General features: G+C 67.7%; 22 protein-coding genes. 9 read left to right on the top strand and 13 right to left on the bottom strand.

Features of this window, described 5'->3' with window-relative positions; all coding sequences use genetic code 11:
- Nucleotides 1-26: 26 nt before the first annotated feature.
- The 4 genes from QM782_RS14315 to argH form a co-directional block, all read right to left on the bottom strand.
- Nucleotides 27-857, bottom strand: coding sequence for an ABC transporter substrate-binding protein (locus QM782_RS14315; protein WP_415203573.1), 831 nt, complete (start codon nt 855-857; stop codon nt 27-29).
- Between the two features lie 86 nt (nt 858-943).
- Nucleotides 944-1,717 (bottom strand): amino acid ABC transporter ATP-binding protein, encoded by a 774-nt coding sequence (locus QM782_RS14320; protein WP_415203574.1) that lies wholly within the window; start codon nt 1,715-1,717, stop codon nt 944-946.
- Between the two features lie 3 nt (nt 1,718-1,720).
- Complete coding sequence (locus QM782_RS14325; RefSeq protein WP_415203575.1) at nt 1,721-2,605, bottom strand: amino acid ABC transporter permease; 885 nt, start codon at nt 2,603-2,605, stop codon at nt 1,721-1,723.
- On the bottom strand, nt 2,599-4,044 hold the full coding sequence (gene argH, locus QM782_RS14330; RefSeq protein WP_415203576.1) for an argininosuccinate lyase: 1,446 nt from the start codon (nt 4,042-4,044) through the stop codon (nt 2,599-2,601). The genes QM782_RS14325 and argH overlap by 7 nt, the downstream gene beginning before the upstream one ends.
- A gap of 198 nt (nt 4,045-4,242) precedes the next feature.
- Here argH and QM782_RS14335 point away from each other — a divergent pair, with 198 nt between their 5' ends.
- Nucleotides 4,243-5,184: a LysR substrate-binding domain-containing protein gene (locus QM782_RS14335; protein WP_415203577.1), complete on the top strand. Its 942-nt coding sequence runs from the start codon at nt 4,243-4,245 to the stop codon at nt 5,182-5,184.
- Between the two features lie 140 nt (nt 5,185-5,324).
- Here the strand turns inward: QM782_RS14335 and speB are convergent, their stop codons facing one another.
- The gene (gene speB, locus QM782_RS14340) at nt 5,325-6,299 is read right to left on the bottom strand and encodes an agmatinase (RefSeq protein ID WP_415203578.1); all 975 of its coding nucleotides are present in this window, start codon (nt 6,297-6,299) and stop codon (nt 5,325-5,327) included.
- 141 nt (nt 6,300-6,440) lie between these two features.
- Between speB and QM782_RS14345 the strand changes: the two genes are divergently transcribed.
- On the top strand, nt 6,441-7,382 hold the full coding sequence (locus tag QM782_RS14345; protein WP_415203579.1) for a 2-hydroxyacid dehydrogenase: 942 nt from the start codon (nt 6,441-6,443) through the stop codon (nt 7,380-7,382).
- A 150-nt stretch (nt 7,383-7,532) separates the two neighbouring features.
- On the opposite strand, the gene QM782_RS14350 is transcribed toward QM782_RS14345, so the two are convergent.
- Both QM782_RS14350 and QM782_RS14355 read right to left on the bottom strand, forming a co-directional pair.
- The gene (locus QM782_RS14350; RefSeq protein WP_415203580.1) at nt 7,533-8,972 is read right to left on the bottom strand and encodes an FAD-binding oxidoreductase; all 1,440 of its coding nucleotides are present in this window, start codon (nt 8,970-8,972) and stop codon (nt 7,533-7,535) included.
- Between the two features lie 16 nt (nt 8,973-8,988).
- Nucleotides 8,989-9,393 carry a DUF2069 domain-containing protein gene (locus tag QM782_RS14355; protein WP_415203581.1) on the bottom strand — a complete coding sequence of 135 codons (405 nt, stop codon included), beginning with the start codon at nt 9,391-9,393 and terminating at the stop codon, nt 8,989-8,991.
- Between the two features lie 22 nt (nt 9,394-9,415).
- Here QM782_RS14355 and QM782_RS14360 point away from each other — a divergent pair, with 22 nt between their 5' ends.
- Nucleotides 9,416-10,669, top strand: a complete 1,254-nt coding sequence (locus QM782_RS14360) for a YihY family inner membrane protein (protein ID WP_415203582.1) — start codon at nt 9,416-9,418, stop codon at nt 10,667-10,669.
- 4 nt (nt 10,670-10,673) lie between these two features.
- Here QM782_RS14360 and QM782_RS14365 read toward each other — a convergent pair whose 3' ends face one another.
- Together QM782_RS14365 and QM782_RS14370 are read right to left on the bottom strand one after the other, a co-directional pair.
- A complete protein-coding gene (locus tag QM782_RS14365) occupies nt 10,674-11,489 on the bottom strand; it encodes an alpha/beta fold hydrolase (protein WP_415203583.1) in 816 nt (271 codons plus the stop codon).
- Nucleotides 11,486-12,796 carry an O-acetylhomoserine aminocarboxypropyltransferase gene (locus QM782_RS14370; protein WP_415203584.1) on the bottom strand — a complete coding sequence of 437 codons (1,311 nt, stop codon included), beginning with the start codon at nt 12,794-12,796 and terminating at the stop codon, nt 11,486-11,488. The genes QM782_RS14365 and QM782_RS14370 overlap by 4 nt, the downstream gene beginning before the upstream one ends.
- 100 nt (nt 12,797-12,896) lie before the next feature.
- Between QM782_RS14370 and QM782_RS14375 the strand changes: the two genes are divergently transcribed.
- Nucleotides 12,897-13,352, top strand: a complete 456-nt coding sequence (locus tag QM782_RS14375; protein ID WP_415203585.1) for a CBS domain-containing protein — start codon at nt 12,897-12,899, stop codon at nt 13,350-13,352.
- Nucleotides 13,353-13,394: 42 nt separating this feature from the next.
- Here QM782_RS14375 and QM782_RS14380 read toward each other — a convergent pair whose 3' ends face one another.
- On the bottom strand, nt 13,395-14,615 hold the full coding sequence (locus QM782_RS14380) for a polyhydroxyalkanoate depolymerase (protein WP_415203586.1): 1,221 nt from the start codon (nt 14,613-14,615) through the stop codon (nt 13,395-13,397).
- 121 nt (nt 14,616-14,736) lie between these two features.
- Between QM782_RS14380 and QM782_RS14385 the strand changes: the two genes are divergently transcribed.
- From QM782_RS14385 to QM782_RS14395, 3 genes are all read left to right on the top strand, one after another.
- Nucleotides 14,737-15,396, top strand: a complete 660-nt coding sequence (locus tag QM782_RS14385; protein ID WP_415203587.1) for a glutathione S-transferase — start codon at nt 14,737-14,739, stop codon at nt 15,394-15,396.
- A gap of 102 nt (nt 15,397-15,498) precedes the next feature.
- Nucleotides 15,499-16,596 carry a chorismate synthase gene (gene aroC, locus QM782_RS14390; protein ID WP_415203588.1) on the top strand — a complete coding sequence of 366 codons (1,098 nt, stop codon included), beginning with the start codon at nt 15,499-15,501 and terminating at the stop codon, nt 16,594-16,596.
- Between the two features lie 129 nt (nt 16,597-16,725).
- Complete coding sequence (locus tag QM782_RS14395) at nt 16,726-18,303, top strand: DEAD/DEAH box helicase (protein ID WP_415203589.1); 1,578 nt, start codon at nt 16,726-16,728, stop codon at nt 18,301-18,303.
- Nucleotides 18,304-18,312: 9 nt separating this feature from the next.
- Here QM782_RS14395 and QM782_RS14400 read toward each other — a convergent pair whose 3' ends face one another.
- Nucleotides 18,313-19,155: a symmetrical bis(5'-nucleosyl)-tetraphosphatase gene (locus QM782_RS14400; protein ID WP_415203590.1), complete on the bottom strand. Its 843-nt coding sequence runs from the start codon at nt 19,153-19,155 to the stop codon at nt 18,313-18,315.
- An 89-nt stretch (nt 19,156-19,244) separates the two neighbouring features.
- On the opposite strand from QM782_RS14400, the gene QM782_RS14405 reads away from it, so the two are divergent.
- Nucleotides 19,245-19,712, top strand: coding sequence for a hypothetical protein (locus QM782_RS14405; RefSeq protein ID WP_415203591.1), 468 nt, complete (start codon nt 19,245-19,247; stop codon nt 19,710-19,712).
- On the opposite strand, the gene QM782_RS14410 is transcribed toward QM782_RS14405, so the two are convergent.
- Entirely contained in the window at nt 19,685-20,719 is a 1,035-nt protein-coding gene (locus tag QM782_RS14410; RefSeq protein WP_415203592.1) for an aldo/keto reductase, read from the bottom strand. The two genes, QM782_RS14405 and QM782_RS14410, sit on opposite strands and share 28 nt — an antisense overlap.
- Nucleotides 20,720-20,817: 98 nt before the next feature.
- Between QM782_RS14410 and QM782_RS14415 the strand changes: the two genes are divergently transcribed.
- Nucleotides 20,818-21,729, top strand: coding sequence for a LysR family transcriptional regulator (locus QM782_RS14415; protein ID WP_415203593.1), 912 nt, complete (start codon nt 20,818-20,820; stop codon nt 21,727-21,729).
- A gap of 384 nt (nt 21,730-22,113) precedes the next feature.
- Here QM782_RS14415 and purM read toward each other — a convergent pair whose 3' ends face one another.
- Entirely contained in the window at nt 22,114-23,184 is a 1,071-nt protein-coding gene (gene purM, locus QM782_RS14420) for a phosphoribosylformylglycinamidine cyclo-ligase (RefSeq protein WP_415203594.1), read from the bottom strand.
- Nucleotides 23,185-23,220 lie beyond the last annotated feature (36 nt).

The following is a 23,220-nucleotide window of genomic DNA, read 5'->3' on the forward strand; positions in this document are numbered from 1 at the left end:
TCGCGAGGCTCCGTACGCGTCGGCACTCACTCGGCACTGTCGATGATCACCTTGGACACTGCGTAGTCTTGCAGTCCCCACTTCTCAACGATTTTGGCGTAGCTGCCGTCGGCGATCAGGCTACCCAAGGCACCGCTCAATTCTGAGGCCAGGGCGTCGTCCTTGCGCGTCACCCCCAACCCGATGTACTGAATCACCAGGGGTCTTCCGATCGGCGCGTAGGTGTTTGGCTCCTGCTTCATCAGGTAGGGCAATGTCTCACCGCCCTGAACTGCAGCGTCAAGACGCCCTTGGCGCAATTGCGTTCGTGCGTCGGCCGATCCGTCGGTGCCAGTAACGACGATTGGCGGTTTTCCGGCCTTCACGCAGTTTTCATCGCTCCACTTCGCGATATCAGCTGGAAATGCCGTACGCCGGCTTGCACCTACCTTTTTCCCACACATGCTGACCATATTGGCGAGTTCGGCGGCACGCCCCTTGATCACGTAGAAATGTGGCCCAGTCTTGAGGTAGTTGATGAACTTGACGGTATCGCGCCGTGCAGGGAGGTCGGTCATGGCCGATAGGATGATGTCGATGCGGCCCGTGGCCAGCGAACTCATCATCTGGTCAAAACTCGTTTCCTGCCATTTGACCGTAGTGCCAAGCTTGGCAGCAAGCGCTTCGCCCAGTTCCACATCGAAACCGGTCAGCTTACCTGTGGCGGGATCTTTGAAATCCAGTGGTGGGTAGTTTGAAACGATGCCTGCTGTGATCGGTGCGCCCTTGATGCGAGCCGTCTGCGCGTGCGCTGCTGGTAGGAGGAAGGCGAAAGTACCTGCGAAGAGGGCCAGACGGTGGATGGATTTTGAAAGCATGATTCAACCCCTATGAAAGAAGACCAATACCAATAGGCGAGCCTTCAACTGAAGGGTCGGGTATTTTGATGATAGGAAAAATTCGCTCAGCCGCGTACTGCGGCGATGAATTCCCTCGTGCGGGGATGCTGCGGTGTCGAAAGAACCTCTGACGGGTCGCCGGTTTCGACGACCGCGCCCTTGTCCATGAACATGACGCGTGTCGCCACATCGCGCGCAAAACCTAGCTCATGCGTTACGACAATCATCGTCATGCCGCTCTTGGCAAGATCGCGCATCACAGCCAGCACCTCGCCTACCAGTTCCGGATCAAGCGCTGATGTCGGCTCGTCGAATAGCATTAACTCTGGCTTCATGGCGAGCGCTCGGGCGATTGCAACACGTTGCTGCTGACCCCCGGAGAGTTCTATCGGAAACGCATCGCGCTTTGCGCTCATTCCCACCCTGTCAAGCAGCGCGAGCGCTTCAGTTTGAACTTGGGCACGTGGTCGTTTCAATACTTGCACAGGACCTTCCATGATGTTCTCGAGGACCGTCTTGTGCGGAAACAAATTCCAGCGCTGGAACACCATCCCAGTCTTCAGCCGCTGGCGAGCAATCTCCGAGTCGGATAGCGTGTACAGCTTGTTGCCGACCAGCCTGAATCCAACCAGTTCGCCACAGACCCAGAGCGCACCGCCGGTGACCTCTTCGAGCTGATTAATGCAACGCAGAAACGTACTCTTCCCTGAACCTGAGGGACCGATCACGCAAAGAACTTCGCCTGGAGAAACGTCGAGCGTAAGTCCAGGGAGAGCAACGAAGTCGCCGAAGGATTTCTGCAAATCGATTGCGCGCACGATAGGTTGAACGCTTGCCATGACTCACTGCCTCCCGGAGGTGCGTCCCGCACCACGCGCATAGAATGCTTCAATCCGCGATTGAATTATCGAAAGAATCGTGACGGCGACCAGATACCAAATGCTTGCAACGATCAGCAACTCGATCACACGGTTGTTGGCGTAATAGATGTTCTGAGCGTTGTGCAGGATTTCGGCGAACTGGATCACACTGGCAAGTGAAGTCAGCTTGATCATGCCAACGAACTCATTGCCGATTGGCGGAACGATCACGCGCATGGCTTGCGGGAGGATGATGCGGTTCAGCGCTTGTAAGCGTGGCATGCCGATGGCCTTCGCCGCTTCATATTGACCTACGTCCACCGACAACAGTCCTGCTCGGACGACTTCCGAGGTGTAAGCACCCTGATTGATACCCAAGCCCAGCAAGGCTGCTAGGAACGGTGTCATCACATCGACGGTTTTCCACTCCCAGAGGCCTGGAATTCCTATGGTCGGGAACACCAGCGCCAGGTTGAACCACAGCAGCAGCTGCAGGATCGCCGGCATGCCTCTGAACAGCCATGTGTAGCCTCGTGCGACCCAGCTCAGCACTGGGTTGACCGACAGGCGCATTACTGCCGTGACGACACCGAGCACGACGCCTAGCGCCATTGCGAGGATGCTCATTACCAGGGTGTTGAATAGTCCCTCAAGGATGACCGGCGCAGCTAGGAACTGGCCAACGTAGCTCCATTCGATCTGGCCGCGCGCGAAGGCATTTGCGATGAACAAAAGGCCAACAATGATCAGTGCAGTCGCAAGATACCGCCCCCAATAGCGGCGAGGTACGTGTTGCAAGTGGGAGATGCTGGTCAATTCGGACAAGTTGCCCGAAGCTGGCGTAGCAGGAGCGTTCGTGGTCAGCATCGCGGCCCCCGATAGTTGGCTACCCATTGGGCCTGGTGCTCCAGCATGAGCTTGAGCCGGTTGATCTGTTCGCACACCCGATCAGGAGAGGTGCCGCCCTGGCCAGTTCTGGCAGAGACGGCGGCTTCCAATGTCAAGTGCTCAAGTACGTCGGGCGTGAGTCGGGCATCGACTTCCGCAAGCACGTCGGGAGGGAGTTGACCGAGTTCGATCTGCCGCGCTTCGCAGGCCTTGACCAGTGCGCCTGTGATCTCGTGGGCTTCGTTGAATGGCACACCGCGCAATGCCAGCCAGTCGGCAACCTCGGTTGCCAGCGTGAAACCAAGAGGGGCCTGGCGCTGCAACTCGTCGACATTGACGCGCATCGTGCGGATCATTCCAGCTATGGCTGGAAGTACCAGTGCCAGGGTGTCGATACTGTCGAAGACGGCGTTCTTGTCTTCGCCCATGTCGCGGTTGTAGGCGAGCGGCAGCGATTTCAGCGCTGACAGCATGGTGACGAGATTCCCGATCAGACGACCAGCCTTGCCGCGGCTCAATTCGGCGATGTCCGGATTTTTCTTCTGCGGCATGATGGAGCTTCCGGTGCAATAGCCATCGTCGAGATCGACCCATCGGAACTGCCGTGAGGACCAGAGAATGACCTCCTCCGACAAGCGAGAGAGTTCTACCGACAGCATGCTCGTGATGAACAGGAACTCGCACACGTGATCGCGCGACCCAACTGCATCGATCGAATTCTCACAAGGTGCGTCATAACCAAGTTCCACCGCAGACAGTTCCGGAGAACGGCAGATGGCCGAGCCGGCCAGAGCGGCTGCGCCGAGCGGTGAACGAGCGCTGCGACGGTCCCAATCGATGAAGCGCTCGATGTTGCGACCCACAGCCTGCGCATGCGCCATCAGGTGATGCGCGAACACGATGGGCTGTGCAGGCTGCAGATGCGTGAAGCCCGCCGACAAGGTGCCGATGTGCGTTTCGGCCTGAGCGATGAGCGCGCCCTGCAGTTCCAGTACAGCGCTCGTGATCGTGCGAGCCCGGTCGCGCAGGTACAACTTTAGGTCGTTGGCGGATTGGTCATTGCGCGAGCGCCCGGCGCGCAGCTTGCCACCTATGGAGCCGAGCCGTGACGTCAATACGCGTTCTAGAAAGGTATGTACGTCTTCGTCTGTCTCGATAGGATTCAACTCTCCAGCAGAAAATTCGAGCTCAATCGCATCGACCGCAGCCAGAAGTTGTGTCAACTCGTCGGCTTGCAGTACGCCGGCACGGTTCAACTCTCGGGCATGAGCGCGCGAGCCCGCCAAGTCATACGGCACAAGTCTGAAAAAGCTTGGTGCCGAGCGGGACAGTGCCTTCAGCGCCGCCGAAGGTTCTGATTTGAATCGGGCGCCCCAGAGACGCTGCGTCACTTGTGCACTAGAGTCTTGCTGTTCCATATCGCTGCCATGGAGAGGAGATGGACTGTATGTTAGGGATCATCAACCCCGCCGAGAACTGAGATTAATAACACTCCGACACTCAAAAAAACTCAGCATCGCATCACTTCAAAGAAGCGCTAGATGCGGGAAAATACGGATTGTGGCTCGAATCTTGCATGCCTTAATTCCCCGCATGAAACTCAAGAATACGATCCGATGCTGGACCATGTGAAACATCCAAAAGTGCGTACTCGTCTTCCGCCGTTGAACGCCTTGCGTGCCTTCGATGCCACGGCCCGTCACCTCACCGTGGTCAAGGCCGCGGACGAGCTGAGCGTGACGCCGAGCGCAGTCAGCCATCAGCTGCGCATCCTGGAAGATGCGCTTGGCGTGCAACTTTTCACCCGCAACAAGACCCGGTTGAAACTCACGCCGCATGGAGAAGCGCTTCTACCTTCGATCCGTGCCGCATTTCAGATGATCGCGGTCGCGGCAGCCAATCTCAACGATTCAGCGATGAGGGGCGATCTTGTCGTCTCGGCCCCCATTGGATTGACTTCGCGCCTTATCACGCGTCACATCGGGGAGTTTCTGTTGGCTCATCCTGACGTGAACTTCAAATTGATCACATCGAACGATGACAAGGAGGTTTACCTGCTTTCGGTGGATGTTTGCATCCGCTATGGCACGGGCATCTGGCCTAATCGACAAGTGAAACTGCTCAGCCACGTCGAACTTTTTCCAGTGTGCAGTCCGGCGATGACCAATGCAGCAGGGGGCTTGCATGAACTGAATGACCTGAAGCGTCACGTCTTGCTGTGCGAGGACGATGGGACCGAATGGACGCGTTGGTTGCTGGCGACAGGTGCAAATTCCGACGGCTTTCGAATGGCGGAGATGGGAAATGCGCACAGCGCCATTGAGTCAGCCCTGCATGGACAAGGTGCGGCGCTGGGGGACAGCCTGTTGGTTGGCGACGATCTTCTCAAAGGAGATCTTGTCCGGTTGTTTAATACAGCCATTACGGCCAAGCACGCCTATTACATTGTGTGTCGGCCTGAAATTTGCGACAGCCCGTTAGTGGCCGGTTTTGTCGACTGGCTTCGGACGCGGGTGGGTATCGCTACCTATAACCTGTCCGTGAATAGTTCGTCCTGAATAGTCCTTTGTTCCAGGGGCGCCTATGTTTGCGGCGGCACCAAGCCGGCGGATCGGCTTTTTTCGCCGCCTTCACGGCGGTGGCTGCCGACAGCGCTGATCGAGCCGTCCGGCAGGCAAGATCACCCTTCCGTAGGGTGTCAGTCCCTGTATTGCACGCCAGGCAAGACGCACAACATTTCGAAGGCGAGATTGGCGCCGACCAGGGCCGTGGTGCCATGGGGATCGTAGGGCGGCGATATCTCGACCAGATCGGCCCCGACCAGGTTCAGGCCGCGCAGCCCGCGGATGATCTCGAGCCCTTGCTGCACCGTGAGCCCGCCGACTTCCGGGGTGCCGGTACCTGGCGCGAACGAAGGGTCGAGGCCATCGATGTCGAAGCTCAGATAGACCGGACCATGACCCACGCGTTCCGTTACTTCCTTCATGAGCGGGACTAGGCTTCTGTACCAGCATTCCTCGGCCTGCACCACGCGAAAGCCCTGCTGGCGGCACCAGTCGAAATCGTCCGCGTGATAGCCGGTGCCGCGTAAGCCGATTTGCACGACGCGGTTGCAATCGAGCAGGCCTTCCTCGACGGCACGGCGGAAGGGCGTGCCGTGGGCAATCTTTTCACCGCCCATGGTGTCGTTGACATCGGCATGCGCATCCACGTGGACGACACCGATCGGCCCGTAGCGCCGGTGCAGGGCGCGCAGGATCGGCCACGCGATGGTGTGGTCGCCGCCGATGGTCACGGGCCTGCAGCCGTTCGCGATGATGCCGTCGTAGGCTTTCTCGATGCGATCGATCGAAGCGAAGATGTTGTAGGCGTTGGTGGCTACGTCGCCGATGTCCGCCACCTGCAGCGAATCGAATGGCGCTGCGCGGGTGGCCATGTTGTAGGGTCGCAGGAGTACCGATTCGCTGCGCACTTGGCGCGGGCCAAAGCGCGCACCAGAGCGGTTGGACGTTCCGAGATCGAAGGGCACGCCGACGAAGCAAGCGTCGAGACCATCAGTCGTGGCTTGATGGGGAAGGCGCATCATCGTCGCGATGCCCGCAAAGCGCGGCACCGCATCTCCCCCGAGCGGCTGGTTGAAGTTTCGAAACTCGTGGTTTGATGCGGAGGACATGATGAAGGGCGAAGAAATGGTTGCCGAATGGTAGTGAGAACGCGAGCACTGAAGCATCAAAAATCTCAGTACGCTGCCTTAGAAATAGTACGGACGCGGAACGCTGCGGTTGAGTAGCATGAAGAGCCTACAGATCCGTCTATGTCCAGCCTCACCCCCCACATCTTTTTCAGTAGTACTCTGGATTCGTCCGAGGTCTGGGAGCGGGCGCTTGCGCGCCACCTTCCGGAGATGGTCTTCACTGTAGGCCCGCAGTGCGCAGAACCAAGCTTGGTGGATGTGGTGCTGGTGCACAAGCCTCCAGTCGAAGGCTTCTCGGCGTTCACTAACCTGCGCGCCGTGATCTCTCTCTCAGCGGGCATCAACCAGTTCTCGGCGGAAATGCTTCCGCGCGGAGTGGTGTTGTCGCGCTCGATCGACCCGACACTAACGCATCACATGGTCGCGTATGCCAAGACGGCTGTTTATCGCTACCATCGCAGGTTCCACGAGTTCGAAAGCCGTTCGCGCCAAGGCGTTTGGCGATTCGAACGGCCCCTGTCGAACGCGGAGACGACAGTCGGTATCCTTGGCCTCGGTGAAATTGGTAGCGCCATCGCCGTTGGGTTGGCGGCCGATGGCTTTTGCGTTAAGGGCTGGAGCCGCAGCGAAAAGGAGGTGCCCGGCGTTTCCACCTATGCTGGCGACGTCGGTCTGTATGACATGGTGAACGGCGCGGACATTGTCGTCAACGTACTTCCGCTGACAGAAGCGACGCGCCACCTTCTCGCGTGGCCGCTGTTCAAGCATTTCAAACGCGGCACATTTCTCGTCAATATGGGGCGTGGTGCGCATCTGGTAGAGCACGATCTGCTGAGCGCACTGGAAGACGGCTGTATTGCCGCGGCGACTCTCGACGTGGCGCAGATCGAACCTTTGCCAGCGGGGCATGCATTCTGGGCACACCCCGATATTCTGATCACGCCTCACATCGCAGGCATCACTTCTCCAGAGTCCGCAGCCCCACAAGTTGCAGAGAACATCCGCCGCGCAATGCGGGGAGATGCACTGCTCAACCAAGTGAATTTCGAGAGGGGCTACTGACTGCTACAAATATGACGACCACGTCGAAAATCTCCGAAGGCAGCGCCATTTTCTCCAGCCTCTCAATGACTTCTTTCCAGATTGCTCGCTCTCGGTTTCTTCTCTGTCAGGGGGCATGGCGGGTTCTTCCCAAAGAAGCGGGAAGAGAGTTCAGACCTCCAGCACACGCCCCGGGTTCATCCGGTTCTGCGGATCCAGCGCACCCTTGATCGCGCGCATCAGCTTCAGCGCCACCGGCGACTTGTAGTCCGGCAGCTTGTGCTGCTTCAGGCTGCCCACGCCGTGCTCGGCGGAGATCGAGCCGTCGAACGCGCGCACCGAGTCGTAGACCAGCGTGTTGACCTCGTCCTCGTGCGCGTGCAGGAAGTCCGCGGCCGGCACGTCCACCGGCGCCTGCACGTTGTAGTGCAGGTTGCCGTCGCCCAGGTGGCCGAAGTCGACCATGCGCACGCCGGGGAGCTTCTCGGCCAGCAGCGCGTCGGTTTTGCGCACGAACTCGGGGATGCGCGAGACCGGGATCGAGATGTCGTGCTTGATGTTCAGGCCTTCCTCGACCTGGGCCAGCGTGATGCTCTCGCGGATGTGCCAGAGCTGGCGCGCCTGCGCCAGGTTCTCGGCGATCACGGCGTCGGTCACGCAGCCGGCCTCGAAGGCGCGTTCCAGCAGCTGCTCGAAGCGCGCGCGCGCGTGTTCCTCGGACTCGTCGTCGGAGTTCTCCAGCAGTACGCACCAGGGCGTCTCGTCGGGTGCCTCGGCCGCCGCGCTGACGAAGGGCACGCGCTGCTGCGGGAAGTGCTTGGCCACCAGGCTCAGCGCGAAGCGGCCCATGACTTCGAAGCCGGTCAGCCCCGCGCCCAGCGTGCGGTGCGCCAGGCCCAGCAGCTCCACGGCCTGCTCCATCGAGGGCACGGCGGCCCAGGCCGTCAGCTGCGCCGCCGGCAGCGGGTAGAGCTTCATGGTCGCGGCGGTGATGATGCCCAGCGTGCCCTCGGCGCCGACGAACAGGTCGCGCAGGTCGTAGCCGGTGTTGTCCTTGCGCAGGCCGGTGAGGCCGCTCCAGATCTCGCCCTCGGCCGTCACGACCTCCAGGCCCAGGCACAGCTCGCGCGCATTGCCGTAGCGCACCACCTGGGTGCCGCCGGCGTTGGTGGACAGGTTGCCGCCGATGGTGCAGCTGCCCTCGGAGCCCAGGCTCAGCGGGAATAGGAAGCCGGCCTTCTCGGCCTCTTCCTGCAGCGACTGCAGGATGCAGCCGGCCTCCACCGTGATCGTCAGGTTGGCCGGGTCGATCGCGCGCACGGCGCGCATGCGCTGGGTCGAGAGCACCACCTGGCGGCCGCTGTCGTCCGGCGTGGAGCCGCAGACCAGGCCGGTGTTGCCGCCCTGCGGCACGATGCTGGCGCCGGCCGCCGCGCAGGCCTTGACCACCGCGGCCACCTGCTCGGTGCTGGCCGGGCGCACCACGGCCAGGGCTTTGCCGCGCGCGCGGCGGCGCCAGTCCTGCTCCCAGGCCGCGAGGTCGCCCTCGGCCAGCACGTGGGCGTCGCCGACGATGGCGCGCAGGGAGTCGAGCAGTTCGTTGGTGGTCATCGGTCAGGTTCCTCGTTCAGCCGCGCGCCGCGGCCTGTGCGGCCGCGGCGGCGCGGGCATTGCGAAAGCGCAGGCGCACGTGCGCCGCGCAGGCGGCGAACAGCAGCAGGCACAGCGCCAGCTCGGCCGCGGCGCACCAGCGGCCGGCCGGCAGCGGGTCGCTCCAGGCGCGCACCACGCCTTCGGTGAAGTACAGCCAGATCAGCAGGCTGAGCCAGCGGTAGGTGTACATGCGGTTCTTCAGCAGGCCGGCCAGCGGCGCGGCCAGCGGCAGCACCTTCAGCGCCAGCCAGCTGCCGCCGGGCCGCAGCGGCGCCAGCCACAGCTCCCAGGCCAGGCCCAGCACGACCAAGCCGAGCAGGCTGGCGACCGCGATGCGGCGGGTCCAGGCGATGGCGGGGTCCAGGGCGGCGGCGGGCATGGGGGCTGGCATGATACCGAGCATGCCTGCCGCGACCTCCTCGCTGTCCGCGCTGATCGGGCGCCTGCGTGCGCTGCCGGCCGAACTGGCCGGCTTTCCGTGGCGTACCACGGCGCTGACGCTGCGCGAGCGCTTCCGCGAGGACCAGCTGGCGCTGACGGCCAGCAGCCTGACCTTCACGACCACGCTGGCGCTGGTGCCGCTGTTCACCGTGGCGCTGGCGGTGTTCACGGTGTTCCCGATGTTCCACACGCTGCAGTCGCTGCTGCAGCGCTGGCTGGTCCAGAGCCTGGTGCCCGAGACCATCGCGCGCCAGGTGCTGGGCTACCTGACGCAGTTCGCCAGCCAGGCCAGCCGGCTCGGCGGCCTGGGCCTGGCGCTGGTGCTGGCCACCGCGCTGGCCCTGGTGCTGACGATCGACCGCACGCTGAACCGCATCTGGCGCGTGCGGCGCGTGCGGCCGCTGGGCCAGCGCGTGCTGATCTACTGGGCGCTGATCACGCTGGGCCCGCTGCTGCTGGGCGCCAGCCTGGCGCTGACCTCCTACGCGATCTCGTCCTCGCGCGGGCTGGTGGACAGCATGCCCGGCGGCGTGCGCGTGCTGCTGGACGCGCTGGAATTCGGCCTGCTGGCGCTGGGCATGGCCGCGCTGTACCGCTACGTGCCCAACAGCGAGGTGAAGTGGAGCCACGCGCTGTGCGGCGGCATCACGGTGGCCGTGGGCATCGAGCTGGCCAAGCGGCTGCTGTCGCTGTACATCGGCTCGGTGCCGACCTACTCGGCCATGTACGGCACCTTCGCGACGGCGCCGATCCTGCTGATGTGGATCTACCTGGCCTGGCTGATCGTGCTGCTGGGCGCCGTGATCGCGGCCTACCTGCCGAGCGTCGTGGCCGGCGTGTCGCGGCCGGCCGCGGCCTACGGCTGGCATTTCCACCTGGCCATCGAGGTGCTGCAGCAGCTGCACGCGGCGCGCGCGGCCGGCGTGCACGGCCTGACGGCCAGCGAGCTGGCACGCCGGCTGGGCACCGCCGGGCTGCAGCTGGAGCCGGCGCTCGGCGCGCTGGTGGCGCTGGACTGGGTCGCGCGGCTGGACGACGCCGAGCGCGGCGCCGGCCGCCGCGTGGAGGCGCGCCACGTGCTGCTGGCGGACCCGGACCGCACGCCGCTGGCGCCGCTGTTCGAGCGCCTGCTGGTGGACCGCAGTGCGGCATTGGCGCCGCTGTGGGGCAAGGGCCGCTGGGACACGCTGCTGCTGCGCGACGCGCTGCCCTGAACCCTCAGCCCAGGAAGTCGCGCAGCGCGGACAGCGTGCCGTCCGGCGCCTCGGCCATCTGGTGGTGGCCGACGGCCAGCTGCGCCACGCGCACGTCCTTGCCGGCCCCGCGCGCCGCCGCGATCAGGCCCTGCGCGGCCCTGGGCGGCGTCATCTGGTCCCGCGTGCCGAGCACGAACAGCACCGGGCAGGCGATGCGCGCGATGGCCCGCTCGCCGTTCGCGTACCGGTCGCAGGCCAGGAAGCCGCGGTGGAACACGTTGGCGCGCGGGTTGCTGCGCAGCACGCGCCGGCCGAGCGCCATGCCGGCGCCGTAGACCCAGGTGCCCGGCCCCAGCACCGAGGGCGGGGCGGCCAGCGTGGCGCGGGAGAACAGGTTGACCATCCGCAGGGCCGCCTCGGGCTCGTTCTGCGCGGCTTCGAGCAGCGCCGGCGAGACCTTCATCGGGAACGCCGTGCCGACCAGCGCCAGGTGCGTGGCGCGCTCGCCCAGGCGGCTCGCGGCCTCCAGCGCGATCAGCGAGCCCCAGCTGTGGCCGACCAGCGCCGCGCGGCCGACGCCGGCCGCGTCGAGCAGCGCGGCGACGAACGCCGCGGCCTGCTCCACCGTGTCCGGCGCCTCGCCGGCGCTGCGGCAGTGGCCGGGCAGGTCCACCGCCAGCACGTTGAAGCCGTGGTGCGCGAGGTAGCGGCTCTGCAGGATCCAGACGCTGTGGTCGTTCAGCACGCCGTGGATGAACACCACCGTGGGCCGGGCCGCGTCGAACGGCCGGCCGCCGGTGTAGCAGTAGGTGGCATGGCCCTGGACGACGAGGTTCATGCCGCCTTCTCCGCGGCCTTGAGCGCGCGCCTGAGATCGTCGAGCAGGTCGTCCGCATCCTCCAGGCCGATCGACAGCCGGATCGTGCCGGCGCCGATGCCGGCCAGCGCCAGCGCCTCGTCGCTCATGCGCGAGTGGGTGGTGCTGGCCGGGTGGATCACGAGCGAGCGGCAGTCGCCCACGTTGGCCAGGTGGCTGAAGAGCTGCAGCGCGTCGATGAAGGCGCGGCCCTGCGCGCGGCTGCCCCGCAGGTCGAAGCTGAACACCGCGCCGGCGCCGCGCGGCAGCAGCCGGCCGGCCAGCGCGTGGCTGGGGTGGCCGGGCAGCAGCGGGTGCCCCACGCGCGCGACGAACGGGTGCGACGCCAGGAATTCCACGACGCGCCGCGTGTTGGCCATGTGCCGCTCCATGCGCAGCGGCAGCGTCTCGATGCCCTGCAGGATCAGCCAGGCGGTGTGCGGGCTCATGCAGGCGCCGAAGTCGCGCAGGCCCTCGCGCCGCGCGCGCAGCAGGAAGGCGCCGACGGTGCTCTCCTCGGCGAACACCATGCCGTGGAAGCCCTCGTAGGCCTCGGCCAGTTCGGCGAAGCGGCCGCTGCGCGCGTGCTCGGCCGCCCAGTCGAAGCTGCCGCCGTCGACCAGCACGCCGCCGACCACGGTGCCGTGGCCCGACAGGAACTTGGTGGCCGAGTGGTAGACCAGGTCCGCGCCGTGTTCGAAGGGCTTGATCAGCCAGGGCGAGGTCAGCGTGGAATCGACCAGCAGCGGCACGCCGGCCTCGTGCGCGATGGCGGCGACGGCCGGGATGTCCAGTACGTCCAACCCCGGGTTGCCCACGGTCTCGCCGAACAGCAGCCGCGTCTCGGGCCGGATCGCGGCGCGCCAGCCGTCCAGGTCGCCGGGCGGCACGAAGGTGGTGGCGATGCCGAAGCGGCGCAGCGTGTAGTGCAGCAGGTTCTGCGAGCCGCCGTACAGCGCGGTGCTGGCGACCACGTGGCCGCCGGCGCTCGCCAGCGTGGCGATGGCCAGGTGCAGCGCGGCCTGGCCGCTGGCCGTGGCGATGGCGCCGATGCCGCCCTCGAGCGCGGCCACGCGCTGTTCCAGCACGGCATTGGTCGGGTTGCTGATGCGCGAGTAGACGTGCCCCGCGCGCTCCAGGTTGAACAGCGCCTGCGCGTGGTCGCTGGAGTCGAACACGAAGGAGGTGGTCAGGTGGATCGGTACGGCGCGTGCGCCGGTGGACGGGTCGGGCGCGGCACCTGCATGGAGTGCCAGGGTATCGAAGCCGGGGTCCGAATAACCGGGCATGCGCGGGTCTCCTCCAGGTGCGAAAAGGGCGAATTCCGGGCGATTGTGGGCTATATTCCTTGACAGTTCCGCGTTGCGGATGACCACTTTGGAGGGCCCCATGAAAGTCAGCGACATCCTGCGCGTCAAAGGCAATGTGCTGTTCACCGTCACGCCCGAGGAGCCGCTGGCCGATGCGGTGCAGTTGATGTCGGAGAAGGACATCGGCTCGCTGGTCGTGATGGAGCGCGGCGACCTGGTGGGCATGCTGACCTTCCGCGAAGTGATCCAGAGCATCGTGAAGAACGGCAACAGCCTGGGCACGGTGCTGGTGCGCAGCGCGATGGACGACGCACCGCTGACCTGCACGACGGAGACCGAGCTCGACGAGGTGCGCCGCATGATGCTGGAGCGCCATGCCCGCTACATGCCGGTCATGGACAAGCGCATGCTGATGGGCGTGATCAGCTTCTACGACGTGGCCAAGGCCGTGGTGGACAGCCAGAACTTCGAGAACAAGATGCTCAAGGCCTACATCCGCGACTGGCCGGCCGAAGACGAGGCCGAGAAGAGCTGAACGCCGCGGGCGCGCGGCGCCCGGCGAGGGGGCCGCGTCGCTTCAGGCGGCCAGCGAATGCACCATGTCCCGCACGCGCGGGTAGATCTGCTGGGCCCATTTGCGGCCGCTGAACACGCCGTAGTGGCCCACGCCGGTCTGCACGTGGTGCAGCCTGCGGGAGGGACGCACGCTGCTGCACAGGTCCTGCGCGGCCAGCGTCTGGCCGACCGCGCAGATGTCGTCGCGTTCGCCTTCCACGGTCAGCAGCGCGGTGCGGCGGATGGCGCGGGTGTCGACCTTGCGCCCGCGCCAGGTGAGCTGGCCGCGCGGCAGTTCGTGGGTCTGGAACACCTTTTCCACCGTCTCCAGGTAGAACTCGGCCGGCAGGTCGTTGACGGCCAGGTATTCGTCGTAGAAGCCGCGGATGGTCTCGGCCTTCTGCGCGTCGCCGTCGAGCAGGGCGCGGTACATGTCCTGGTACTGGTGCTGGTGGCGTTCCAGGTTCATGCTCATGAACGCCGCCAGCTGCACGAAGCCGGGGTACACGCGGCGCATGAAGCCGGCGTGCGGCAGCGGCACGTGGCTGATCAGGTTCTGCTCGAACCATTCGATCGGGCGGCCGGTGGCCAGCGTGTTCACGGCGGTGGGGTTGATGCGGCAATCGACCGGGCCGGCCATCAGCGTCAGGCTGCGCGGCTGGGCCGGGTGGTCGTCCTCGGCCATCAGCGCGGTGGCGGCCAGCGCGGCCACGCAGGGCTGGCAGACCGCCATCACGTGCGCGCCGGGGCCGAGCGCGGCGATGAACTCGATCACGTAGGCGACGTAGTCGTCCAGCCCGAAGCGGCCGTGGCGCAGGGCGACGTCGCGCGCGTTGATCCAGTCGGTGACGTAGACGTCGTGGTCCTGCAGCAGCGTGCGCACGGTGTCGCGCAGCAGCGTGGAGAAGTGGCCCGACAGCGGCGCGACCAGCAGCATGCGCGGCTGCGGCGTGGCACGCGGCGGCATCGCGCGCCTGAAGTGCAGCAGCTGGCCGAACGGCTTCTTCAGCACGACTTCCTCGGCCACGGGCACCGTCTGGCCGTCGACCAGCGCCTCGTCGATGCCGTAGGCGGGGCGCTGGTGCGTCAGCCGCATGCGCGAGAACACGGTGCAGGCGGCGGCCAGCGCGCGCAGCGGGCTGCGTTCGGTGTTCGGCAGCCACAGCAGGGCACCCAGGGACTGGGCCAGCAGGCGCATCGGCGACATCAGATCGGACTGGAGCTGATAGGCCTGGTAGAGCATGCGGCGTCTCGCGGGGTGTGGTGACGGGCAGGCGCAGGCAAGTTGCGGGCCAGGGATGCCTGCGCCGGCCGGCCGGGCTGGCACAGCGCTTGCACTGCGCCAGCCGCATGGAGGCGAAGACATGGCGACCAAGGCAGTACTGACGATCACCAGCAAGAACTACGGAGCGTGGGCCCTGCGCGGCTGGCTGATGGCCCGCCTGGCGGGCCTGGACTTCCAGGAGCGGGTGGTCTCGCCGGACGATCCGGCGATGAAGGCCGAGATGCTGCTGCTGGCCTCGTCGATGCGCGTGCCGGCGCTGCAGGTCGGCGCCATCCACATGTGGGACACGCTGGCCATCGGCGAATACCTGAACGAGGTCCGGCCCGAGGCCGGCCTGCTGCCGCGCGACCAGGGCGCGCGGGCGCACTGCCGCTCGATCTGCGGCGAGATGCATTCGGGCTTCTCGGCGCTGCGCTCGTCGCTGCCGGTGAACATCAAGGCCGATTTCCCCGGCTTCAAGGTGTGGTCGCGCGCGCAGGCCGACGTGGACCGCATCGTCGAGATCTGGAGCGAATGCCTGCAGGCCTACGGCGGCCCGTACCTGTTCGGCGGCGCGCCGTGCATGGCCGATGCGATGTACGCGCCGGTGGTCACGCGCTTCCTGACCTACCACGTCGCGCTGCCCAGGGCCTGTGCCGACTACTGCGCCCGGATCATGGCGCTGCCGGCCATGCGGGAGTGGGTGGCCGCCGCGAAACGCGAGCCCGAGGAGATCGACGAGCTCGACGCGGAGTTCTGACCGTCCCGTCCGGGCCGCGGCATGCCGGTGCCGCCGGCGCCCTGTTCCGGTGCCTGCGTGGCCCGGGTGGGTGCGCGGCGCCTCGCCGATAATCCCGCCCCTATGAGCGGCAACACCTTCGGCACCCTGTTCGCGGTCACCAACTTCGGCGAATCGCATGGCCCGGCCATCGGCTGCGTGATCGACGGCTGCCCGCCCGGCATGGAACTGGGCGAGGCCGACATCCAGGCCGAGCTGGACCGCCGCCGCCCCGGCACCAGCCGCCACGTGACCCAGCGCAACGAGGCCGATGCGGTCGAGATCCTCTCGGGCGTGTACGAGGGCCGGACCACCGGCACGCCGATCGCGCTGCTGATCCGCAACACCGACCAGCGCAGCAAGGACTACGGCGCCATCGCGCAGAGCTTCCGCCCCGGCCATGCCGACTACACCTACTGGCACAAGTTCGGCATCCGCGACCCGCGCGGCGGCGGGCGCTCCTCGGCACGGCTGACGGCGCCCACGGTGGCGGCCGGCGCGGTCGCGCGCAAGTGGCTGCGCGAGCGCTGCGGCATCGTGTTCCGCGGCTGCATGACGCAGATCGGCGAGCTCGCGATCCCGTTCGAGAGCTGGGACCACGTGGCCGAGAACCCGTTCTTCGCGCCCGTCGCCGATGTCGCGCCGCTGGAGGCCTACATGGATGCGCTGCGCAAGTCCGGCGATTCCTGCGGCGCGCGCGTGCGCGTCACGGCCACCGGCATGCCGGTCGGGCTGGGCGAGCCGCTGTACGACAAGCTCGACGCCGACATCGCCTGGGCCATGATGGGCCTGAACGCCGTGAAGGGCGTGGAGATCGGCGCCGGCTTCGCCAGCGTGGCGCAGCGCGGCAGCACGCACGGCGATGCGTTGACGCCCGAGGGCTTCGAGCACAACAACGCCGGCGGCGTGCTGGGCGGCATCAGCACTGGGCAGGACCTGGAGGTGTCGATCGCGATCAAGCCGACCAGTTCCATCATCACGCCGCGCCAGTCCATCGACACCGCCGGCCAGCCGGTGGAGGTGGTGACCAAGGGCCGCCACGACCCGTGCGTGGGCATCCGCGCCACGCCCATCGTCGAGGCGCTGCTGGCGCTGGTGGTGATGGAGCACGTGCTGCGCCACCGTGCGCAGTGCGGCGACGTGCGGCTGCCGGTGCCGCCGATCCCGGCCGCGCGCGCCTGACCGGCCCGCCGCCGGGCCGATCCGACACGCCGATCGGGGTTTTCACCCCCTTGCGCGATAATTGCAGGCTTGCCACGTCCCGGCACGCCGGTTTGCTATCGACCGAATAGCACCTGAACCCTGGTATCGATGACCGAATCCGCCACCGCTCCCGCCGACGCCGCTGCGGCGTCCGCACCCGCCCCGACCGCCTCGTTCTCGCAGCTGAACCTCGCCGAGCCGCTCGCGCGCGCCGTGGCCGAGATGGGCTACCAGTCCATGACGCCGATCCAGGCGCAGGCCATCCCGGTGGTGCTGACGGGGCGCGACGTGATGGGCGCGGCGCAGACCGGCACCGGCAAGACGGCGGCGTTCTCGCTGCCGCTGCTGCAGCGCATGCTGCGCCACGAGAACGCATCGACCTCGCCGGCGCGGCACCCGGTGCGCGCGCTGGTGCTGCTGCCCACGCGCGAACTGGCCGACCAGGTTGCGCAGCAGATCAAGCTGTACGCCCAGCACACCCAGCTGCGCAGCACCGTGGTGTTCGGCGGCATCGACATGAAGCCGCAGACGGCCGAGCTGAAGAAGGGCGTGGAGATCCTGGTGGCCACGCCGGGCCGGCTGCTGGACCACATCGAGGCCAAGAACGCGGTGCTGAACCAGGTCGAGTACGTGGTGCTCGACGAGGCCGACCGCATGCTGGACATCGGCTTCCTGCCGGACCTGCAGCGCATCCTGTCCTACCTGCCCAAGCAGCGCACCACGCTGCTGTTCTCGGCCACCTTCTCGCCCGAGATCCGCCGCCTGGCCTCGAGCTACCTGCAGAACCCGACGACCATCGAGGTCGCGCGCGCCAACGCCACGGCCTCCACGGTGGAGCAGCACTTCTACGCGGTGCCCGAGGAGAACAAGCGCCGCGCGCTGCGCCAGGTGCTGCGCCAGCGCGAGCTGCGCCAGGCCTTCGTGTTCGTCAACAGCAAGCTCGGCTGCGCGCGGCTGGCCCGCGCGCTGGAGCGCGACGGCCTGAAGACCAACGCGCTGCACGGCGACCGCAGCCAGGACGAGCGGCTGAAGGCGCTGGACGCGTTCAAGAAGGGCGAGGTCGACCTGCTGGTGTGCACCGACGTGGCCGCGCGCGGGCTGGACATCAAGGACGTGCCGGCGGTGTTCAACTTCGACATTCCGTTCAACGCCGAGGACTACGTGCACCGCATCGGCCGCACCGGCCGGGCGGGAGCCTCGGGCCTGGCGGTCAGCTTCGCCGGCGGCGGCAACGACACGCGGCTGGTCGCCGACATCGAGAAGCTGATCAAGCGCAAGATCGAACTGGAGGCCTTCAAGTTCGACGAGGACATGCCGCGCGTCCGCGAGCAGGGCCGCTTCAACGACGGCCGCCGGGCCTGGGGCGGCGACGATCCGCGCGACGCGCTGGAGCGGCGCCAGGGCCCCCGCGGCGAGCGCAGCACGGCCCGTGGCCCGCGCCGTGCGCCGGCGCCTGCCGATCCGTTCTTCGACCAGCCCTACGAGGCTCCGCAGCGCCGCGACGATGCCGGCGCCCCGGCCTGGGAGGCGCACACACGCGCGCCGGCGCGCAGCGGCGTGGTGTCGGCCAACATCCGCCAGCGGCGCAAGCTGGCGGCGCTGTTCAAGGCGCCTGCGCCGGCACCCCAGCCGGCCGCGCCTGCTGCACCGGCCCCGGCCGCGTCGTCCATCGAAGAAACCAGCTGACGCACGGCGTCAGCCCGGCCGCTGCGCCTGCGGGCAGGCGACCTGCACCAGGGCCTGGCTGGCGGCCGTGGCGCCGACCCGCAGGGCGCTGAGCGGCCCGCCCCAGACGCAGCCGGTGTCCAGGCAGTAGAGGTCTTCGCGGCCCAGCCAGCCCAGCGTGGACCAGTGCCCGAACGCCACCGCCACGTGGGCCGTGCGCCGCCCCGGCACCTCGAACCACGGCATGTAGCCGGCCGGGGCCTGGCCCGCGCCTTCCTTGGTGTCGAACTCCATGCGGCCGTCGGCCGTGCAGAAGCGCAGGCGCGTCAGCGCGTTGATGACCACGCGCAGCCGGTCGTTGCCGGCCAGGTCCTCGCGCCACTGGTCCGGCTGGTTGCCGTACATCTCGTGCAGGAAGTCGCCGATGCCTGGCCCGCGCAGCACGTCCTGCAGTTCGGCCGCCAGCTCCACCGTGCGCGCGGCCGTCCATTGCGGCAGCACGCCGGCATGCACCATCAGCAGCTCGCGGCCGGCCACGGTCTCGTGCAGCGCCAGCGGCTGGCGGCGCAGCCAGTCCAGCAGGGCCGGGCGGTCGGGCGCGGCCAGCAGTTCGTCCAGCGTGTCGCGCTTGTGGGGCTTGCGCACGCCATGGGCGCAGGCCAACAAGTGCATGTCGTGGTTGCCGAGCAGGCAGCGGGCGCTGCCGTCCAGCGCCATCAGCCGGCGCAGCACTGCCGCCGAGGCCGGGCCGCGGTTGACCAGGTCGCCGAGCAGGTAGAGCCGGTCGCGGCTGGGCGAGAAATCGATCGCCTGCAGCAGCCGGCCGAGCGCCTCGTCGCAACCCTGCACATCGCCGATCAGATACGCTGCCATCCGCTCACCCTCCTGGAAGGGATGGGACTCTACACGCGCATGGCACGCCACATGCTGTAGATTGCGCGCCAATCAAGGAGGGCCGGTGCATGGATTCGACTTCGGGTTTCGGGGAACTGACGGAACTGGACCGCGTGGAACTGCACATGCTCTACGGCGCCTGCGTCGCGGACATCGAACTGTCCACGCGCCAGCAATGGTGGGCCGGCGCCTATGCGCTGGCCATCTACGCCATGCTGCTGGCCGGCGTGCAACAGTTCGACGACGCCGTGCGCGCCGGCAATTGGCACGCCTGGGGCCTGGTGGCGATGACCTGGGCGGTCTGCCTGTACGGCGTGCTGGCGATCAGGCGCATGCAGAAGGCCATCACCATCGGCCGGCGCCGGCTGGACCGCGTGCGCAGTTCGTTCGGCCGCCCGTTCCAGGAGGTCTGGGCCATGCCGCGGCCCAAGGAGGACATCCACCGCGTGCTGTACTGCGTGATGGGCTTCGGCGCGGTGCTGGTGACCTGGATGGCGCTGGACAAGGCCTACGCCGCCCTGCCGCCGCTGGGCTGATGCTCGATGCCGGCCCAGCCGGCCTGCGGGTAGCGCTCGCCCTGCACCTGGCCGGCGTGGAACAGCGCGTCCAGTTCGTCCATGACCGGTGGCGGCAGCACCAGTTCGCAGGCCGCGAGGTTCTGCCGCAGATGGCCCTGCCGGCGGGTGCCGGGGATCGCCAGCACATGCGGCTGGCGCTGCAGCAGCCAGGCCAGCGCCACGGCCGCGCTGCCCTGGCCGAGCCGGCCGGCGACGGCGGCCAGCGTCTGCTGCAGCCGCAGGTTGGCGGCGCCGGCCTCGCCCTGCAGGCGCGGCAGCGCGCGGCGGAAGTCGTCCGCGGCGAGATCCCGGGCCGCCGGCGGCTGGTCGGTCAGGAAGGCGCGGCCCAGCGGGCTGTAGGCCACGAAGGCCACGCCCAGGGCGCGCGCGGCCGGCAGCACCTCGGCCTCGGCGCTGCGTTCCCACAGCGAGTATTCGGACTGCACCGCGGCCACGGGGTGCTGGGCGTGGGCGGCGCGCAGGCTGTCCGCGCCGATCTCCGAGAAACCGATGGCGCCGACCTTGCCCTCGCGCACCAGGTCGGACAGCACGCCCACCACGTCGGCCAGCGGCACCTGCGGGTCGCGCCGGTGGCAGTAGTACAGCGCGATGCGTTCCACGCCGAGCCGGCGCAGCGAGGCATCGCAGGCCGCGCGGACATAGGCCGGCGAGTTGTCGATGCGCCGCTCGTAGCGGCCCGGCGCGCGCACGATACCGAACTTGGTGGCGACCAGGGCCTCGTCGCGCCGGGCCGGCGCCAGCGTGCGCAGGAAGCGGCCCAGCAGTTCCTCGTTGTGGCCCAGGCCGTAGGTGTCGGCCGTGTCGAAATGGCGCACGCCGAGGTCGAACGCGGCCTGCAGCGTGGCCAGCGACTCGGCGTCGTCGGACGGGCCGTAGAACTCGCTCATGCCCATGCAGCCCAGGCCCAGGGGATGGATCTGGCGGCCGGCGAGCGGGCGGGTGGCGGGGGTGGGGGTCGAAGACATGCGTTGTTCCTTTCGCCGCCGATGATGCGCTGTCACGGTGTGCTGAACAATCCGGCCGACGCTGCATGCACTGTGCGGCTGAGCTGCACAATCGCACCATGCCTGCTCCCGAACTGCTGCATCTGCGTGCACTCGCCGCCGTCGCCGAATGGCGCAGCTACCGCCGCGCCGCGCGGGCGCTGAACGTGTCGCCCTCGGCGCTGAGCCAGGCGGTGCGCACGCTGGAACAGGCGGTCGGCGTGCCGTTGCTGCAGCGCACCACGCGCAGCGTGGCGCCGACCGAGGCCGGCGCCCACCTGCTGGCGGAACTGTGCCCGCTGCTGGCCGGCCTGGACGCCGCGCTGGCCGATGTCGGCGCGTTCCGGGCCGAGGTGCGCGGCACCTTGCGGCTGAACGTGCCGCGCAGCGCCTGCAGCCTGTGGCTGGCGCCGCTGCTGGCCGACTTCCTGCGCGCGCATCCGGGCATCCACCTGGAGGTGGCGAGCCAGGACGGGCTGGTCGACATCGTGCAGGCCGGCTTCGACGCCGGCGTGCGCTTTCCCGAGCAACTGCCGCGCGGCATGGTCGCGCTGCCGCTGGGGCCGCGCCAGCGCTTCGTCGTGGTCGCGTCCCCGGCCGTGGCGGCACGCGGCCGGCCGGCCGTGCCGCAGGAACTGGCGGGCCTGCCCTGCGTGCGCCAGCGTTTTCCGAGCGGCAGCCTGCTGCGCTGGGAGTTCCGCCGCGGCGAGCAGGCCTGCGCGATCGAGGTCGACGGCCCGCTGACGGTGGACGACCAGCGCCTGGCGCTGCGCGCCGCGCTGGACGGCGTGGGCTGGGCCTATCTCTACGAGGCCATGGCCGCGCCGGCGCTGGCCGGTGGGCGGCTGGTGAGCGTGCTGGATGACTGGCGGCCGGACGAGCCGGGCTTCGCGCTGTACTACCCGGGCCGGCGCCAGGTCAGCCCGGCGCTGCGGGCCTTCCTGGACTGGCTGGCGGCGCGGGACGGGGCGCTGCTCGGAAGCCGTGCATGAATCGATCGCGCCCACGGCGGGGTGTGCCGGGCCACAGGCGTAGGCGCAGGCCGCCGCCCTGGCTCATGCCAGGGCAGGGACGGCAACGCCCGCATGGGAGGCATGCCACGGCCCCAAGGGCGAGGCCCCGGGCACGGCGCTGGCAGTGCGAGTGGCCCTCACAACAGCAGTTGGCTGGTCGGAACGCAGGCAAGTGCTTGCCGCTCCTTGGAACGGATCGACTGTGCGACGCACCCATGTGGAACGGCTCTGCAGTTGTCGAGAACGGCCGCCACCCCGTGCCAGCACTTGCTTTGCTTCGTTTTCGACGTCACCCGACTGCCGTTTCTAGGGTGATTGCTGACCAGGGCCCCGTGTGGGTGCGAGAGAGGCGTTCCCGGCTTCTCAAGCCAGCGTGACGGCGGCGTCCTGGCCGCGCGGCACGATGCGGCCGATGCGGTGCACCGTCTCGCCGTGCGCGCGCAGCGTGGCGGCCACGGCGTCGGCGTCCTCGGGCGCCACCACCACCACCATGCCGATGCCGTTGTTGAAGGTGCGGTTCATCTCGTGGTCGCCGATGCCGGCCGTCTGCTGCAGCCAGGCGAACAGCTCGCTGCGCGGCCAGCTGCCCTGGGCCAGCTGCGCGCCCAGGCCCTCGGGCAGCACGCGCGGAATGTTCTCCAGCAGCCCGCCGCCGGTGATGTGGGCCAGCGCCTTGATGCCGCCGGACGAGGCGGCATCCGCCGGGTGCGCGGCCAGCGCGGCCAGCACCGGCTTGACGTACAGCCGCGTGGGCTCCATCACGGCCTGGCGGAACGGCTTGCCGTCCAGCTGCGCGGGCAGGCCGGCGCCGGCGCGCTCGATGCACTTGCGCACCAGGCTGAAGCCGTTGGAATGCACGCCGCTGGAGGCCAGGCCCAGCACCACGTCGCCCTCGGCCACGTTGCGGCCGGTCAGGATCTTCGACTTCTCGACGGCGCCGACCGCGAAGCCGGCCAGGTCGTACTCGCCGGCCGGGTACATGCCGGGCATTTCGGCCGTCTCGCCGCCGATCAGCGCGCAGTCCGACAGCTCGCAGCCGCGCGCGATGCCGCCGACCACGGCGGCCGCGGTGTCCACGTCCAGCTTGCCGCAGGCGAAGTAGTCCAGGAAGAACAGCGGCTCGGCGCCCTGCACCAGCACGTCGTTGACGCTCATAGCCACCAGGTCGATGCCCACCGTGTCGTGCATGTTCCACTCGAAGGCCAGCTTGAGCTTGGTGCCCACGCCGTCGGTGCCCGAGACCAGCACCGGTTCCCGGTAGCGCCTGGGCACCTCGAACAGCGCGCCGAAGCCGCCGATGCCGGCCAGCACGCCTTCGCGCAGCGTCTTCTTCGCCAGCGGCTTGATGCGCTCGACCAGCGCGTCGCCGGCATCGATGTCGACGCCGGCGTCCTTGTATGACAGCGGGGCGGGGGAGGGGGGGGTAGGGCTCATGGGGAGGGTGCCAGCGACGGCACGGGGGAAAGGCCT

This window comes from Pseudorhodoferax sp. (assembly GCF_047601025.1).
In the GTDB taxonomy this organism is placed as follows: domain Bacteria; phylum Pseudomonadota; class Gammaproteobacteria; order Burkholderiales; family Burkholderiaceae_C; genus Pseudorhodoferax.

What these genes read in the sequence shown, in the direction of transcription:
- QM782_RS14365 (WP_415203583.1), bottom strand. Translation starts at nt 11,489, where the DNA reads ATGAACCTCGTCGTCCAGGGCCATGCCACCTACTGCTACACCGGCGGC.
- QM782_RS14360 (WP_415203582.1), top strand. Translation starts at nt 9,416, where the DNA reads ATGCCTGCCGCGACCTCCTCGCTGTCCGCGCTGATCGGGCGCCTGCGT.
- QM782_RS14380 (WP_415203586.1), bottom strand. Translation starts at nt 14,615, where the DNA reads ATGCTCTACCAGGCCTATCAGCTCCAGTCCGATCTGATGTCGCCGATG.
- aroC (WP_415203588.1), top strand. Translation starts at nt 15,499, where the DNA reads ATGAGCGGCAACACCTTCGGCACCCTGTTCGCGGTCACCAACTTCGGC.
- purM (WP_415203594.1), bottom strand. Translation starts at nt 23,184, where the DNA reads ATGAGCCCTACCCCCCCCTCCCCCGCCCCGCTGTCATACAAGGACGCC.
- argH (WP_415203576.1), bottom strand. Translation starts at nt 4,044, where the DNA reads ATGGAACAGCAAGACTCTAGTGCACAAGTGACGCAGCGTCTCTGGGGC.
- QM782_RS14315 (WP_415203573.1), bottom strand. Translation starts at nt 857, where the DNA reads ATGCTTTCAAAATCCATCCACCGTCTGGCCCTCTTCGCAGGTACTTTC.
- QM782_RS14415 (WP_415203593.1), top strand. Translation starts at nt 20,818, where the DNA reads ATGCCTGCTCCCGAACTGCTGCATCTGCGTGCACTCGCCGCCGTCGCC.
- QM782_RS14350 (WP_415203580.1), bottom strand. Translation starts at nt 8,972, where the DNA reads ATGACCACCAACGAACTGCTCGACTCCCTGCGCGCCATCGTCGGCGAC.
- QM782_RS14335 (WP_415203577.1), top strand. Translation starts at nt 4,243, where the DNA reads ATGCTGGACCATGTGAAACATCCAAAAGTGCGTACTCGTCTTCCGCCG.
- QM782_RS14375 (WP_415203585.1), top strand. Translation starts at nt 12,897, where the DNA reads ATGAAAGTCAGCGACATCCTGCGCGTCAAAGGCAATGTGCTGTTCACC.
- QM782_RS14410 (WP_415203592.1), bottom strand. Translation starts at nt 20,719, where the DNA reads ATGTCTTCGACCCCCACCCCCGCCACCCGCCCGCTCGCCGGCCGCCAG.
- speB (WP_415203578.1), bottom strand. Translation starts at nt 6,299, where the DNA reads ATGTCCTCCGCATCAAACCACGAGTTTCGAAACTTCAACCAGCCGCTC.
- QM782_RS14320 (WP_415203574.1), bottom strand. Translation starts at nt 1,717, where the DNA reads ATGGCAAGCGTTCAACCTATCGTGCGCGCAATCGATTTGCAGAAATCC.
- QM782_RS14405 (WP_415203591.1), top strand. Translation starts at nt 19,245, where the DNA reads ATGGATTCGACTTCGGGTTTCGGGGAACTGACGGAACTGGACCGCGTG.
- QM782_RS14325 (WP_415203575.1), bottom strand. Translation starts at nt 2,605, where the DNA reads ATGCTGACCACGAACGCTCCTGCTACGCCAGCTTCGGGCAACTTGTCC.
- QM782_RS14385 (WP_415203587.1), top strand. Translation starts at nt 14,737, where the DNA reads ATGGCGACCAAGGCAGTACTGACGATCACCAGCAAGAACTACGGAGCG.
- QM782_RS14370 (WP_415203584.1), bottom strand. Translation starts at nt 12,796, where the DNA reads ATGCCCGGTTATTCGGACCCCGGCTTCGATACCCTGGCACTCCATGCA.
- QM782_RS14345 (WP_415203579.1), top strand. Translation starts at nt 6,441, where the DNA reads ATGTCCAGCCTCACCCCCCACATCTTTTTCAGTAGTACTCTGGATTCG.
- QM782_RS14400 (WP_415203590.1), bottom strand. Translation starts at nt 19,155, where the DNA reads ATGGCAGCGTATCTGATCGGCGATGTGCAGGGTTGCGACGAGGCGCTC.
- QM782_RS14395 (WP_415203589.1), top strand. Translation starts at nt 16,726, where the DNA reads ATGACCGAATCCGCCACCGCTCCCGCCGACGCCGCTGCGGCGTCCGCA.
- QM782_RS14355 (WP_415203581.1), bottom strand. Translation starts at nt 9,393, where the DNA reads ATGCCCGCCGCCGCCCTGGACCCCGCCATCGCCTGGACCCGCCGCATC.